The organism is Mycolicibacterium sp. XJ1819 (genome assembly GCF_053483675.1).
On sequence record NZ_JBEFST010000019.1, the window covers coordinates 90,644 to 104,990 of the forward strand.

General features: G+C 66.3%; 10 protein-coding genes. 6 read left to right on the forward strand and 4 right to left on the reverse strand.

The genetic code is table 11. From position 1 onward, the window contains the following. Positions 1-2: 2 nt before the first annotated feature. Positions 3-371 (reverse strand): DUF732 domain-containing protein, encoded by a 369-nt coding sequence (locus tag ABQE89_RS20585; protein ID WP_448420016.1) that lies wholly within the window; start codon positions 369-371, stop codon positions 3-5. 183 nt (positions 372-554) lie between these two features. On the opposite strand from ABQE89_RS20585, the gene ABQE89_RS20590 reads away from it, so the two are divergent. The 4 genes from ABQE89_RS20590 to ABQE89_RS20605 all read left to right on the forward strand — a co-directional run bounded on the left by ABQE89_RS20590 (position 555) and on the right by ABQE89_RS20605 (position 4,473). After that, the gene (locus ABQE89_RS20590) at positions 555-1,163 is read left to right on the forward strand and encodes a mycothiol-dependent nitroreductase Rv2466c family protein (RefSeq protein ID WP_448420018.1); all 609 of its coding nucleotides are present in this window, start codon (positions 555-557) and stop codon (positions 1,161-1,163) included. Between the two features lie 151 nt (positions 1,164-1,314). Next, positions 1,315-3,084, forward strand: coding sequence for a BCCT family transporter (locus tag ABQE89_RS20595; RefSeq protein WP_448420020.1), 1,770 nt, complete (start codon positions 1,315-1,317; stop codon positions 3,082-3,084). 108 nt (positions 3,085-3,192) lie between these two features. Beyond that, positions 3,193-3,675, forward strand: coding sequence for a ribose-5-phosphate isomerase (locus ABQE89_RS20600; RefSeq protein ID WP_448420022.1), 483 nt, complete (start codon positions 3,193-3,195; stop codon positions 3,673-3,675). A gap of 3 nt (positions 3,676-3,678) precedes the next feature. Then, positions 3,679-4,473, forward strand: coding sequence for an Fpg/Nei family DNA glycosylase (locus ABQE89_RS20605; protein WP_448420024.1), 795 nt, complete (start codon positions 3,679-3,681; stop codon positions 4,471-4,473). A gap of 13 nt (positions 4,474-4,486) precedes the next feature. Here the strand turns inward: ABQE89_RS20605 and ABQE89_RS20610 are convergent, their stop codons facing one another. Continuing rightward, positions 4,487-7,828 carry a beta-propeller fold lactonase family protein gene (locus tag ABQE89_RS20610; RefSeq protein ID WP_448420026.1) on the reverse strand — a complete coding sequence of 1,114 codons (3,342 nt, stop codon included), beginning with the start codon at positions 7,826-7,828 and terminating at the stop codon, positions 4,487-4,489. 608 nt (positions 7,829-8,436) lie between these two features. Beyond that, positions 8,437-9,168: a DUF1542 domain-containing protein gene (locus ABQE89_RS20615; protein WP_448420028.1), complete on the reverse strand. Its 732-nt coding sequence runs from the start codon at positions 9,166-9,168 to the stop codon at positions 8,437-8,439. A gap of 129 nt (positions 9,169-9,297) precedes the next feature. On the opposite strand from ABQE89_RS20615, the gene ABQE89_RS20620 reads away from it, so the two are divergent. Further along, complete coding sequence (locus ABQE89_RS20620) at positions 9,298-11,691, forward strand: S15 peptidase family protein (RefSeq protein ID WP_448420030.1); 2,394 nt, start codon at positions 9,298-9,300, stop codon at positions 11,689-11,691. 35 nt (positions 11,692-11,726) lie between these two features. Here ABQE89_RS20620 and ABQE89_RS20625 read toward each other — a convergent pair whose 3' ends face one another. Next, complete coding sequence (locus ABQE89_RS20625; RefSeq protein WP_448420032.1) at positions 11,727-12,866, reverse strand: NAD(P)/FAD-dependent oxidoreductase; 1,140 nt, start codon at positions 12,864-12,866, stop codon at positions 11,727-11,729. A 295-nt stretch (positions 12,867-13,161) separates the two neighbouring features. Here ABQE89_RS20625 and ABQE89_RS20630 point away from each other — a divergent pair, with 295 nt between their 5' ends. After that, the gene (locus ABQE89_RS20630) at positions 13,162-13,722 is read left to right on the forward strand and encodes a redoxin domain-containing protein (protein ID WP_448420034.1); all 561 of its coding nucleotides are present in this window, start codon (positions 13,162-13,164) and stop codon (positions 13,720-13,722) included. Positions 13,723-14,347: the final 625 nt, after the last annotated feature.

The following is a 14,347-nucleotide window of genomic DNA, read 5'->3' on the forward strand; positions in this document are numbered from 1 at the left end:
GATCAGAGGCCAGGGGTGCGCAGCCAGTTGAGGAACACGCCGTTGCCGAGCGAGGACATCATCTGCGGGCAGTACATCGAGATCGCGATGCCGGTGAAGAACGCCGCCATCTCCGGCGGAACGCCGTTGTCGGCCACTGTCGAGTACACGCTGGCGAACGACTTGCCGGGTTCGACGAGCATGGGACACACCGACTTGCCCAGATCGACGGCGCTGGCCGGATTGTTGTAGGCGACGCCGGCGTCGGCCAGCGCGGACAGGAACGAGTCGTCGATCGGGGCCGCGTGGGCCGGTGCGGCGACCGCGACCGCGGCGGCCACCCCGGCGGTGAGCGCGAGAGTGCGAAGGGTGCGATTAACGGGTGCATTCACTTCGGTAACGATTCTTTACAACAGTCACATAAGAAACACGGATCGGTAACCGTTTGCACACTTAGGCGTTTCTTACGTGCTTATCGGGGGCCGATTGAGTCCCGCCGGTTCGGGAACACGTTCGGTGTCGGTGAGGTTGAGCTGAACAAGTCAACCCGTCACGCCAAACGAAGAGGACGCCGTATGCCCGCGAAGTCTGTCGCCGATTTCTGGTTCGATCCGCTGTGCCCCTGGTGCTGGATCACGTCGCGCTGGATCCTCGAGGTGGAGAAGGTCCGCGATATCGAGGTGAAGTGGCACGTGATGAGCCTGGCCGTGCTCAACGAGGGCCGCGACCTGCCCCAGGAGTATCAGGACATGATGAAGCGGGCGTGGGGGCCGGTGCGGGTGGCCATCGCCGCCGTGCAGGCCAAGGGCAGCGAGATCCTCGGGCCGCTGTACACCGCGATGGGAACGCGCATCCACAACCAGGACAACAAGGACTTCGACCTGGTGATCAAGGAGTCGCTGGCCGAAGTCGGGCTGCCCGCCGAGCTGGCCGAGGCGGCCACCACCGACAAGTACGACGAAGCGCTGCGCAAGAGCCATCACGAGGGCATGGACCCCGTCGGCGAGGACGTCGGCACCCCGACCATCCACGTCAACGGCGTCGCGTTCTTCGGGCCGGTGCTGTCGAAGATTCCGCGCGGTGAGGACGCAGGCACGCTGTGGGACGCCTCGGTGACGTTCGCGTCCTATCCGCACTTCTGGGAGCTCAAGCGCACCCGCACCGAACCGCCGACATTCGACTGAAGGCCGCGCCGAAATCGACGAAAATCGCGAACGTCTCGCACTTTGATGCCCGTTTGTCCGGTTGGGCAGTTTCGCTAACCCCGACGTAGGGTGGCCGCCGTGGGGGCATCGTCAGATCAGTCGTCGATGCCCGCATCGGCGAGGAGAATGAATGGCGAAAACCGGCACCCGGCGTCCCACAAGCCGTGTCGTCGACACGATTGTTGATTCCTGGCGAGGGCTGCGCAAACCGGTATTCATTCCGGCGTCGCTGCTGATCTTCGGGCTGATCCTGGTGGCGGTCGCGTACTCCAGCACCGCCGAAGACGCGATGAGCAGGCTCAACGCCAGCATATCCAACGGCATCGGATGGTGGTACATCCTGGTCACCACCGGCTTCGTGGTCTTCGCCGTCTACTGCGCCATCTCGCGTATCGGCGCCATCCGCCTGGGCGCCGACGACGAACAACCGGAGTTCGGCTTCTGGCCGTGGCTGGCCATGCTGTTCAGCGCGGGCATGGGCATCGGGTTGGTGTTCTACGGCGTCGCCGAACCGCTGAGCCACTACGTGGAACCGCCCGAATCCCTCGGCACGCCGGGGCGCACCGAAGCCGCCGCCGACCAGGCCATGGAACTGACGATGTTCCACTGGGGCCTGCACGCGTGGAGCGTCTACGTCGTGGTGGGCCTGGGCATGGCGTACATGACCTACCGCAGGGGCCGGCCGATGACGCTGCGCTGGCTGCTGGAGCCGGTGCTGGGCCGCGAGCGCGTCGAGGGCGTGATCGGACACGCCGTCGACGTCACCGCGATCGTGGGCACCCTGTTCGGCGTCGCCACCTCGCTCGGGTTCGGCATCACCCAGATCGCCGCCGGACTGCAGTACCTGGGTTGGATTGACGTCAACAACTACTGGATCATCGGCATCATCGCGGGTATCACCGCGCTCGCCACGTATTCGGTGGTGAGCGGGCTGGACCGGGGCCTGAAGTGGCTGTCGAACATCAACATGACGATGGCGGGCGCGCTGGCGGCGTTCGTCATGCTCGCCGGCCCGACGCTGTTTTTGCTGTGGGCTTGGGTGCAGAACATCGGCGGCTACGCGCACAGCCTGCCCGCGTTGGCGCTGCGCACCGCGCCGTTCTCGGACAACTCCTGGTTGGGGTCGTGGACGATCTTCTACTGGGGCTGGTGGATCAGCTGGGCGCCGTTCGTCGGGATGTTCATCGCCCGGATCTCGCGCGGACGCACGATCCGCCAGTTCATCGGCGGGGTGCTGCTGGTCCCGACCGTCATCACCTCGCTGTGGTTCACCATCTTCGGCGACTCGGCGATCCTGCGGCAGCGCGAGCACGACGACATGCTGGTCGACGGGGCGGTCGACACCAACACCACCCTGTTCCGGCTTCTGGAGACGCTGCCGTTCGGCGTCATCACCAGCGTGGTGGCGATCGTGGTGATCGGCCTGTTCTTCATCACCTCGTCGGACTCGGGGTCGCTGGTGATCGACATTCTGGCCACCGGCGGTGACCTGGATCCGCCGAAGGCCAGCCGGGTGTACTGGTCTCTGCTTGAGGGCGTGGCGGCCGCGATGCTGCTGGTCATCGGCGGCGCCGGCTCCCTGACGGCGTTGCAGACCGCGTCGATCGCCACCGCGGCGCCGTTCTCGGTCGTGATGGTGTTGGCCTGCTTCTCGCTGCTGCGGGCCTTCCACTACGAGGTGGCGACGAGGCCGCGGCTGCTGCACGTGTCGCCGCCCGACGGCCTCGATGGCGAGCGAGGCCCGCGGCGCACCGTGTCGGCCACCTTGGCCGGACTGGTCGAGGTGCGCCAACTCGAACGCGGCGGCTTCGAGGTGGACGAGGACACCGGCACGCTGACCCTGCAGCCCGATCCCATCGGCGAGTACGAGCCGGAGCATGCCGACCTCGACAAGGTCTAGCTCGTCTAGCTCGGTTTAGCTCGCCGCGAGATCTACGCCAGGGTCGTGGTCAGCCGGAATCGACAACCCTCGTGTCGATTTCGGTGGCCCCGAAGTAGGGTGACCGCCATGCGCGTCTACCTGGGAGCTGACCACGCGGGCCTCGAGCTCAAGCAGGCCATCATCGAACACCTGCAGAAGAACGGCCACGAGCCCGTCGACTGTGGCGCATTCGCCTACGACGCCGAGGACGACTATCCGGCGTTCTGCATCGCGGCCGCGGAGAAGACTGTGGCCGACCCGGGCAGCCTCGGCATCGTGCTCGGCGGGTCGGGCAACGGCGAACAGATCGCGGCGAACAAGGTGCCCGGCGCACGCTGCGCCCTGGGCTGGAGCGTGGAGACCGCGCAACTGGCCCGCCAGCACAACAACGCCCAGCTGATCGGCATCGGCGGGCGCATGCACACCGTGCCCGAGGCGTTGGCCATCGTCGATGCGTTCCTGGAGACGCCGTGGTCGCAGGCCGAACGACACCAGCGGCGCATCGACATCCTCGCCGAGTACGAGCGCACGCACGTCGCGCCGCCCGTGCCCGGCGCCCCGGACGCCTGAGGTATGCCCGAGGGCCACACGCTGCACCGCCTGGCCCGGTTGCATCATCGTCGCTACGCGCGCGCACCGGTGACGGTGTCCAGCCCGCAGGGCAGGTTCGCCGACGGTGCCGCCGCGGTCGACGGCCGGATCCTGCGAAAGGCCACCGCGTGGGGAAAGCACCTGTTTCACCACTACGAAGGCGGCCGGGTGGTGCATGTGCACCTCGGCCTGTACGGCACCTTCACTGAAATGCTGATCCCCATGCCGCCGCCGGTCGGCCAGGTGCGGATGCGGATGATCGGCGCCGAGTACGGCACAGATCTGCGCGGGCCGATGATCTGCAGGGTGATCGACGAACCCGAAATCGCCGACGTCGTCGGCGGACTCGGGCCCGACCCGTTGCGTCGCGACGCCGACGGTACGGTGGCATGGAATCGAATCCGCAAGTCGCGCAGGCCGATCGGCTCATTGGTGATGGACCAGAAGGTGATCGCGGGTGTGGGCAATGTCTACCGCAACGAGTTGCTGTTCCGGCACGCCGTCGACCCCTACCGTCCCGGCACACATGTCGACGAAGCCGAATTCGACGCGATGTGGGCCGATCTCGTCGACCTGATGAAGGTGGGCGTTCGTCGCGGGAAGATCATCACGATCCGGCCCGACGACGACCACGGCCTGCCCGCCTACGGGCCCGACCGGCCCCGCACCTACGTCTACCGCCGCGCCGGTGAACCATGCCGGATCTGCGGCACCGAGGTCCGCACCGCGGTGCTGGAGGGGCGAAACCTGTTCTGGTGCCCGACCTGTCAGCAATGACGGCCGTTGACCCTCACACCGTTTGTGGCGGAGCGGATGGGCCGATGTCGCCGAGGTCGATCACCGACACTGTGCCGCTGGTTTGACTTGCGACATAGAGCAGAGCGCCGTTCGGGGTGGCGACCGCTCCGGTCGGGCCGGCACCGACCTTCACGGTGGTGAGGACGGTGTTGGTTTCGGTCTCGATCACCGAAACGCTGCCGTCCTCTGAGTTCGTGACATACACCTGCTTTCCGCCAGGACTGACCGCCACTGCGACCGGCCGCTCACCCACATGAATGGTGTCAATGACCGTGTTGCTTGCGAGGTCGATCACCGACACTGTGTTGCCCATCCGGTTCGCGACGTAGGCACGGCTGCCATCGGGAAGCACCACCACCTCAGCGGGTTCGGCGCCGACCGTGATGGTGTGGGTGACGGCGTTGGTATCGGTGTCGACCACCGACACCGTGCCGCTGAAGGTGTTGGCGACGTATACCTGCTTGCCGTCGGGGCTGATCGCCACCCCGGTAGGCGTATTGCCCACGGTGACAGTGTCGATGACGGTGTTGGTGGAGGTGTCGATCACCGCCAACTCGCCATTGCTCAGCCTCGAGGCATAGACACGGGAGCCGTCGGGGCTGATCGCCACGTCGAACGTGTTGGCGCCGATGTCAATGGTTGTGACGGCGTTGGTCTGCGTGTCGATCACCGCCACGTTCTCGCCGAAGATTTGGGCGACATAGATTTTGGTGCCGTCGGGGCTGACGACCGCCCCACCGCTGATCGAGCCGACGTTGACGTGATCGATGACGGCGTTTGTCTGCGTGTCGATCACCGCGACGTCGACCCCCGCCGAGCCATTGGTCACATAGACATGCTTGCCGTCGGGGGTGACGACGACGCTGGAGGGCTCGCCGCCGATCTGGATGGTGCTGACCTGCGCGGTGATGACCTGTGCAGTGGCCGAAGTGCTATGGAAGGTGGGGCTGACGGTGCGCAGCAGCGCGTGTGCGAGCGACGGAGTGTTGTCGGTGACACGCACGGTGAAGGTGTCCGGCCCGCTGTGGCCGGGGTCGGGCGTATAGGTGTAGGTGCCGTCCGGATTGATCTCGACGGTGCCGTTTTCCGGCTGCTGGGTGACAGTGAACATCACGTCGTCGCCGTCGGGATCGAGGACGCCGAAGGCCCCGCTGATGGTGCCGTCGGCGTTCTGGACGTGTTGCTCGGTGGGGTGAGTGACTTCGGGCGCCCGGTTGAACAGCGTGTGGTAGATCTGATCAGCCACGAAGGACAGCAGTCCGAACGGGCCGAACTGTGGCGACGGTGTTGACGGCGCCGCCGACTCGCCGAGGTTGATCACCGAAACGGTGCCGCTGTCGAAATTGGTGACGTATGCGGTCGTGCCGTCTGGGTTGACGGCCACCGCCACAGGCTGTTGGCCGCCCGTTTGGATCTGTCCGAGGACGCCCAATGGGGAGTCGAGTTGCAGCAGCGTCACGGAGTCGCTGAAGGCGTTGGCCACCAGGCCGCGGCCCACGCTGTTGTCTGAGGTTTGCAGGCCGACGCCGAACGGTCCCTCGCCGACGAGAAGTTCGGCGATAGGAGCGAGGGTGTTGGCGTTGAAGATATGCAGTGTGTTGTCGTTGTCGCCGACGACGTACAGCGTCTGGCCGTCGGGGCTGAGCGCGGCGCCGATCGGGGTGAAGCCCGGTTCGACGGTTCGTTCGACCCAGTTGGTCACGGGGTCGATCATCGAGATGGTCTGGCTGTCTCGGTTGGTGACGTACACCGGGCCGTGATTGTTGGCGGCGATGGCGCTGGGCAGCTCGCCGACCGGGATGGCGGTGACGGGCTCGTTGACTTCGGTGTTGATGACCACCACATGTCCCTCTTCGGTCCCGGTGGCCACGTAAACTCGCTCACCGCCGTTGCCGACCCCGATGGCGTTGGCACCGTTTCCGACGTCGATGGTGGCGATGATGGCGTTGGTTTCGGTGTCGATCACCGAGACGTGGGTAACATCGAAATTCGCCACGTAGAGGTACTTGCCGTCCGGGGTGAGCGCGACGTCCCGTGGTGTGGTGTTCTCGCCGATGTCGATGCGTGCGATGACCTCGTTGGTGGAGTTGTCGATCACCACCACCTCGTCATTGCCGCCGCCCGCAACGTAGGTGCGGTCCCGGTCGATGGCCATACCGAATGGCGAGCCGCCGACGTCAATCGTTTCCACCGTGACGGCGTGTAGGTTGACGGTCGCGGAATCGCCATGCAAGCCGGCGTTAATCGCCCGCAGGAGGCCGTGCACAACGGAACCTGTGTCGTCGGTGACGCGCACCGTGAAGCCGTCCAGGCCGACGAAGCCATCCTTCGGCGTGTAGGTGAAGGTGCCGTCGGGGTTGATCGCGACGGTGCCGTTATCCGGTTGCCTGGTGACGGTATAGGTCAGCGGATCGCCTTCGGGATCGGTGGCCTGCAGTGTGCCGGTGATGACGCCGTCGACGGTCTGGCTGGTCTGGACCGGGTTGTAGGCGACGGTCGGGGACTGGTTGATGAAGGTGGACTCGAACTGGCGACGAACCCAGGCCAGCGCCGCCCACAGACCGATGTCCGTCGCAGGTGCGATCGGGCTGCTGGCGGCGCCCGGGGGCAGCCCGATCCAGGCCAGCACGCTGGTCAGGACACGCGTGACGGCACCTGTCGCAGCGCCTGTCGCGGCGGTGGGGCTGGCGAGTGCTTGGATTTCTTCGGTCGGGCTGGTCTGGCTCAGTGTGGTGAAATCAGAAGCCGTGCTGGAGAACTCGCCCCCGACGGCGGAGATGGGGATGTCGGAGATCGACGTCGTCGCTTCGTCGAGTGCGAGAGGTTCGTCCTCGTCGATCCGCACAGAGAACAGGGCCGACGGTGAGGGTGTCGCGTCTAGCTGGCGGCGGGGCGTGGCCTGGGAACCAGAAGACATGGGCGTGGTGTCGGAACCGGTCACGGCGTCGAATTTCGTGGTGTTGTCTTCGGCCTCAACCTCATCGGCTTCGGTGTCGCCTGTGTCGCCCGTGTCGATGTCGTCGTCGGCGGCTTCGGTCCCGTCGCCTCCTACCTCCAGGGCGGTGTCTGGCTCCTCGGTTTCGATGGCACTGTCGGACTCCTCGCTGACGATGTCGGTAGAGGTCGCCTTGGGCACCGAGGACGTCTCGTCCTCAGCCTGTCCGGCAGGTGACGTCGTCGATGAGTCCGTTTGGCTTGCTGACGGCGGTGTTGGCGAGGAGTGCTCACCGTCAGCGTCGGCGTGGGCCACCGCAGGCGAATTGGCCACCGCCACAGACAGAATCACTGCGGCCGTTACGCCGCCGAGCTTCGAGGTGTTGTTCAGTGCAGTCATGTCGTGCTCCTCCCTCGTATGAGCTCAGACTGCGGTGATTACGAATTGACCAAGCGGTCGAGAAGCGCACGCGCGCTGGGGTGATCGAGGGCAACGGTCGACCGGTTTATGCGTGATCGCGCGTCTCGTGTCCATGACCGTCTCGACCTGTTTCGACCTGTGCCCTCTTCTTGCGGGAGCAGAGGCTACTCGCACGCCAGGCCCGACGTGGCAAATCGATGAAATCGCAAGAATTTGTCTTGCTCCCAGTACCGGCGGCCCAGGTCCGTTCACCGCTTCGTAACTGTGCGGTGGTTAAACGTTCGTCCTGAAATGCTGGTCAGTGCCGATTGTGTTGGGTGAAATGCTGTCTAAGCTGCGTATTGACATCGGGCACATCTAACCGCGGGTCCTGATCAGTAGGCGCGATGCCGCTTCTTCGTTTGCCCTCCATACCCGGCGTTGTCGCGTGATGCGCCGGGCTCGGACCTGCCGGCCAGCGTCTGGCAATGCACAGCAACGCGCACCAACGGCTGCCCGCCACTCGCCGAAACTGAACTCATGGTCCAAAACCCGCTCGGAAAGCGTGCAAAAGTTCAGTCTCGGCGCCCGACTGCCGCGAGGTAACGCTAGAAACCCCCGAAGTCGCCGCCGAAGTCCCAACCGCCACCGTCGCCGCCGAAATCGCCACCACCGGCCTCACCGAAGCCTTGGTCATAGCCCTGCGCGAAACCCTGCTCGTATCCGCTGCCGTGCATACCGGAGAACAGCGCGTCGAACAGCATCACCGATCCCAAACCCCACGCGCCGGCCACCAGCGCCGGTTTCCACCACGGTTCGGAGTACCAGCCCGCGGGCACCGGACGTCCGGCCACCCGACCGCCGGGGTAGTAGTTCGGTGTGCGCTCCGAGGGCGCAGGAGACGCCTCGATCTCTCGGCCCTCGAAGTTGACGCGCCGGTCCTCGGTCACCACACCCGCCGCGCGCTGACCGGCCAGCGGTTCGAGGTCCGGGCCCGGATCCATGTCCATCGCGACGCGCGCGGCGCGGACGTAGTAGAGGCCCTCCAGCGCACTCTCCTTGGCGAGCATGGCCTGTTTTGCCGTCGATGCCTGCTCGATCTGCGAGCCCGCCGCGGTGTATCGCTCGGCGGCGTCGGCCAGCGCCTGCTTGGAGGCATCGTCGGTTCCGGTCAGGTTGATCACCTGTCCGCCGAGTCGTTCGATGGCGCGACGGGCATCGGCCTTGGCATCGTCCAGCGACGCCGCCGCGCGCCGGTCGGCTGCCTTCATCGTCGCGTAGATGACGGCCCCGAGTGCGACGACGACCAGGACGAGAAGGACCAGCAGCACGCCGTTCATGGTTTTCAGCGTACCGACGCAGCGACCGCTCGATTACGCGGTCAGCGGAGCGAATTCGACGGAGAGGGCGTGCTGTTGCCCTTGTCGCGTTAGTGTCGCCGTCGAGGGGTAGGCGCGGAAGGACATTTCATGGCCTCGCAGCGAATCGGGGGACTGGCCGTCGCGTTGGGTATCGGGTCCGCGGTCGTGGTCGGGCACGGGGTCGCCTCGGCGGACTCCACTGACGGGTCGACGGGTCCGTCGTCCCCCGACTCATCGGCTTCGGCATCGACGGCGGACGGCGGCGCGGACACGACGGCCGAATCGACGCCACCCGCTGGATCGTCGCCGTCGGATCCCGTCGATGCCGATATCAGCGATGCCGAAACTGCCGACGCCCCTAAGGGTCTCGGCGTCGATGACCCCCCGGGCGACAACGACAGCTTCACTCGCAAGAAGCGGCTCAACGGGTCCGACGAACTGCGCCGGTCGATCGGCGAGCCCGGCGAGACCTCGGTGGTGACCACGCAGTCGACGCCGATCGACGAGCCCGACGCGCCAGCGGCCGTCCTCGACGACTTCCCGCCGGCCGAGGAGCTCGCCGAATTGACCGTCGAGGCGGTCGGCACGACGACCCAGCCGCTGCGCACTGTGGAGCCGCCAGAGGACGCGCCGCCGCCGGAACCGACCGAGGCGGCGGTCGTGTTGACCAAGGCCGTCAGCGCGCTGCTGGACCCGTTCGCCGGGGACGCGCCGGCGACGCCGATGGCCTCGCCCGCGATGTGGACGATGGCCGCTGCGGCCAGGCGCGAATTGCTCGCGCCCGCGCCGAACCTCGATCAGCCCGCGGACCCGGTGACGACCAGCCTCACCACTCTCGCCGAGGAACCGGCCGTCGTCGCGATCGAGCAGACCGCGCCGCTGGCGTGGCTGCAGCAGCTGCCGATCCTCGGACCGCTGGCGGTGACTCCTCTGGTGGTGGTCGTGCACCAGATTCCGGTCATCGGCGACATCCTGCATCCGTTCGTGGGCTACCCGGTGCAACAAAGCCTTGCCGCCGGGGCGCCGGCACCACGCGATGTGAAGGTGATCTCGTTCGACGGCACGCCGATCTACGTCCACTTCATGCCCGCCCGCGGGCTGGCGGCGGGGCAGACGGCGCCGACGGTGCTCAACGGGCCCGGCCTGGGCATGCCCGGATCGACCAGCCTCGACGGCACGATCCTGGACGCCGTTTTGGTCGATGCTCTGGGCTTGATGAGCGTCGGGGTGCTGCGCGACGCGGGATACAACGTCGCCACGTGGGATCCGCGCGGGGAGTACAGCTCCGGCGGTCGGCTGGAGCTCAATGCCGCCGAGTTCGAGGCCCGCGACATGTCGGTGATCATCGACTGGCTGGCCACCCTGCCCGAGGTAGGCCTCGACGCGCCCGGTGATCCGCGCCTCGGCATGACCGGTGTGTCCTACGGCGGCGGCATCCAACTCGTCACCGCCGCCAACGACACCCGCGTCGACGCGATCGTGCCGGCCATCACCTACCACAGCTTCACCAACTCGCTCTACGAGGCCGAGGCGTTCAAGAACAGTTGGGCCACCCTGCTCACCGGGGTTCTCGGCGTCACCATGGCCCGCACCAACCCGCGGATTCTGCCCGCCGCGATCATCGGAGCGCTGACCGGCAGGATGCTGCCCGAAGACCAGGCCCTGCTGGAGTCGCGCAACCCGGTCATCGGCGACATCACCGTGCCGACGCTGCTCATCCAAGGCACCGCCGACACGATCTTCACGCCCGAGGAGGCGGATCAGACCGCGCAGATCCTGATCGCCAACGGGGTGCCGACCAAGGTGGTGTGGTTCTGCGGCGGGCACGGGTTCTGCGCGAACCGACCGGCCGACCTGCTCGACGGGGTGGTGATCACGCAGCGGACACTGCAGTGGCTGGATCGGTATGTGAAGGGCCTCGATGTGCCGACCGGGCCGCAGTTCGAGTGGGTGGACCAACGCGGGCAATGGTTCTCGTCGGATACCTACCCGGTGGCGCAGGGTTCGCCGGTCGTCGCGTCGAGAACCGTCGGCGCCACGTTGCCGCTCTTGCCCTACTTCGGCGGCTCGGGAATCCCGTTCGTGCCGTTCGCGCTGCAGGCGCCCATCGCGGTGAACCTTCGCGTGCCCGCCGCCGACGAGACCAGGTACCTGGTCGGCACCCCGGAGCTGACGCTGACGTATTCCGGAACCGGCTCCAGCCGCCACGTCTACGCCCAGCTGGTCGACAACACCACCGGGCTGGTGGTCGGCAGCTTCGCCACCCCGATCCCGGTGACGCTGGACGGCAACACGCACACGGTCACCGTCCCGCTCGAACCGCTCGCGCACACGCTGCGTCCAGGGGAGACGATCACCCTGCAGCTGGTCGCGTCGGCGGGCCTCTACGAACGCATCCTGCCGTCGCTGGGTCTGTTGGAGGTATCGGAAATGCAGCTGAGTTTGCCGACCGCCGAGGCGGTCACGCTGTCGGTGTCACCGCAATCGACGACGGCGGCGTAGGACGGGGTCGCTCGAAGCAGTTTGTCCCCGCGCGCTTACCTCGGCCAGTCCTTGCCGAACCAGCGTCGGATCCGGTCGGACCCGAACCGTGACTTGTCAGCGGCCAGCGCGGTACTGGGGCCCGCCATGGTGCCGTGCGGTGTCACGCCTGGCTGGAAGGCCACCTCGACGGTCGCCACCTGGCCATCGCCGAATTCGAGATAACAGATGCCCTCGCCCCCGTAGGCCGGCGCTTCGCCGCCCTGAGACTTGGCGATCAGCGCTTGCGCGACGATTGCCGCCTGCCCCTCGGCGAACACCCCGGCTTTGGGTGTGCCGACGCTGGTGACGTCGCCGATCGCATAGACGTTCGGGTATTGCGTCTCGAGCGTGTAGGGGTCGACCGGGATCCACCCGTCCACGCACATCCCGGCGTCCTCGACGACGGTCGGCGCCCGGTGCGTCGGTACCGCCAAGAACAGGTCATAACCGAGTTCGTCGCCGTCGGCGAGGGTGGCCACGTTGCGCGCCGGGTCAAGCTGGGCCACGATCCGGTTCGGGTAGAAGCGGATTCCGCGTTGCTCGAACGCGTCCAGCAAGCGGGCAGAAGCATCCGGAGAGGGCGGGATGGGCGCCGGAAGCGGCATCACGAGCGCGATCTCGGACTTCTCCCGCAGTCCGCGAGTGCTCAGGTAGTCGTGCATCAGCAGCGCGGTCTCGCTGGGGGCAGGTGGACACTTGAACGGCGTCGACGTCACGCCGACCACGACGCGACCGCCCTGGAACTGTTCGAGGACTTCGCGAATCGCGAAGGCGCCTTGTTCGGTGTAAAACTCATAGCCTCCGCCCTCGGCGAGGCCGGGGGTGGCCTCCGGATGCAGGTTCGCGCCGAGTGCGACGACCATGACGTCACCTTCGAACTGACCGGCGTCGGTCTGCACCCGCCGGTTCACCGGATCGATGGATTCGATGGCGGCCTGCACGAAACGGACACCGGGTTTGACGCAGTCTCTGTACTGGTGCACGACGGAATCGGCGGTGGTCGTACCGAACATCACGTCGAGCTTCGAGAAGCCGAATACGAAACCGGCTGTCTTGTCTATCAGCACCACGTCGGCCTGGTCGCCCAACGCCTCAGACAGTCGCGCCGTCAACTCCAGCCCGCCGAAACCCGCGCCCAGCACCAACACCCGCATCTCTCGTCACCTCCGTTTCGCCGCGCCGCAAACAGTGCGTCACCCTACTCGCGCTCGTCGGCTCGCAAAAGGCATCAGAAGTCATCAACTGCAACAAGTTTTCCCACGGTCTTTTGCGCGCAGGTCGTTGAAGGTATCGTGTCGTCCGCAAACTTGCCCGCGACCCGAATACCATTGGAGTTCGTGAAGATGCTGACCATCGGCGACACCGCACCGGACCTCACCGCGCAAACCACCGAAGGGCCCATCAACTTCCACGAATGGCTTCCACGAATGGATTGGGGACAGCTGGGCGGTGCTGTTCTCGCACCCCCGCGACCTCACCCCGGTGTGCACCACCGAACTCGGTTACATGGCGCGGATCAAACGCGAGTTCGACCAGCGCAACGTGAAGATCATCGGGTTGTCGGTTGACCCTGTGGAAAACCACACCGAGTGGGCCGACGACATCGCCGAAACGCAAGGCGTCGCGCCCAACTATCCGATGATCGCCGACACCGACTTCGCGGTGTCGAAGGCCTACGGGATGCTGCCGGCCGACACCGTCGGGGATCCCTGTGCACGTACCCCCGCCGACAACGCCACGCTGCGCAACGTGTTCGTCATCGGACCGGACAAGAAGATCAAGCTGGTGCTGATCTATCCCATGACCACTGGACGTAACTTCGACGAGGTGTTGCGTGTCATCGACTCGCTGCAGTTGACCGCCACCCACCAGGTGGCCACACCCGCACAGTGGAACCAGGGCGACGACGTCATCATCGCCGGTTCGGTCTCCGACGAGCAAGCCCGCGAGATCTATCCCGACGGCTGGAAGGCACCGCGTCCGTACCTGCGGATCGTCCCGAGTCCCTGAGCGCCACAGCCCAGCCGGTGATGATTGAGTGAAATCCGTTGGGAAAAGTTACTTTCGGTCTCAGATCAGCCGGCGACTGGCAATACCGATGGCTCGGCGTCCGTGCTGGGGATTGTCGGCGCTGGCTGGAGGAACCCTGGCGTCGGGTGAACAGCCGAAGGTAGCAGCGGCAGTACAGCGACAGCACGAAATCCACTTTGTCCGTGATGATTCGGCTGACGGTGCGGCGGCGAGTACTGGAACCCCCACCGCGCCGGGGCGTTGAACCCGCACGTTCAAGGTGGCGTCCATGACCCGCTCGGTTCCCGCCGCCCCTTCTTGTCGGCCCTGGCCGAGGCGCCGCAGTCAGGCCCCAAGGGGCCGGCCGTCTCCGCGGTCCGGCCGGGAGGACGTACACGGGCAGCCGGGCAGCGTGGAAGTCGATGTCGCGACACTTCGGGGCCCGCTGCAGGAGGCCGGTCACCCGCCGCGAACGCCGCCACCCGATCGGCCGTGGCCGGCCACCGCTCGGTCCATGGCGAAGACGGTCTTCCTGACCCGACCGAGTCTTGTCGCCGAAGTCGACCCCCGCGGCCCCGGGGGCCAAGGTCGACGGCACAAGACGGCACGAAAGAAAACCCGCCCT

Coding starts and splice junctions, on each gene's coding strand:
- ABQE89_RS20595 (WP_448420020.1), top strand. CDS start 1,315: ATGGCGAAAACCGGCACCCGGCGTCCCACAAGCCGTGTCGTCGACACG.
- ABQE89_RS20590 (WP_448420018.1), top strand. CDS start 555: ATGCCCGCGAAGTCTGTCGCCGATTTCTGGTTCGATCCGCTGTGCCCC.
- ABQE89_RS20600 (WP_448420022.1), top strand. CDS start 3,193: ATGCGCGTCTACCTGGGAGCTGACCACGCGGGCCTCGAGCTCAAGCAG.
- ABQE89_RS20620 (WP_448420030.1), top strand. CDS start 9,298: ATGGCCTCGCAGCGAATCGGGGGACTGGCCGTCGCGTTGGGTATCGGG.
- ABQE89_RS20615 (WP_448420028.1), bottom strand. CDS start 9,168: ATGAACGGCGTGCTGCTGGTCCTTCTCGTCCTGGTCGTCGTCGCACTC.
- ABQE89_RS20625 (WP_448420032.1), bottom strand. CDS start 12,866: ATGCGGGTGTTGGTGCTGGGCGCGGGTTTCGGCGGGCTGGAGTTGACG.
- ABQE89_RS20610 (WP_448420026.1), bottom strand. CDS start 7,828: ATGACTGCACTGAACAACACCTCGAAGCTCGGCGGCGTAACGGCCGCA.
- ABQE89_RS20605 (WP_448420024.1), top strand. CDS start 3,679: ATGCCCGAGGGCCACACGCTGCACCGCCTGGCCCGGTTGCATCATCGT.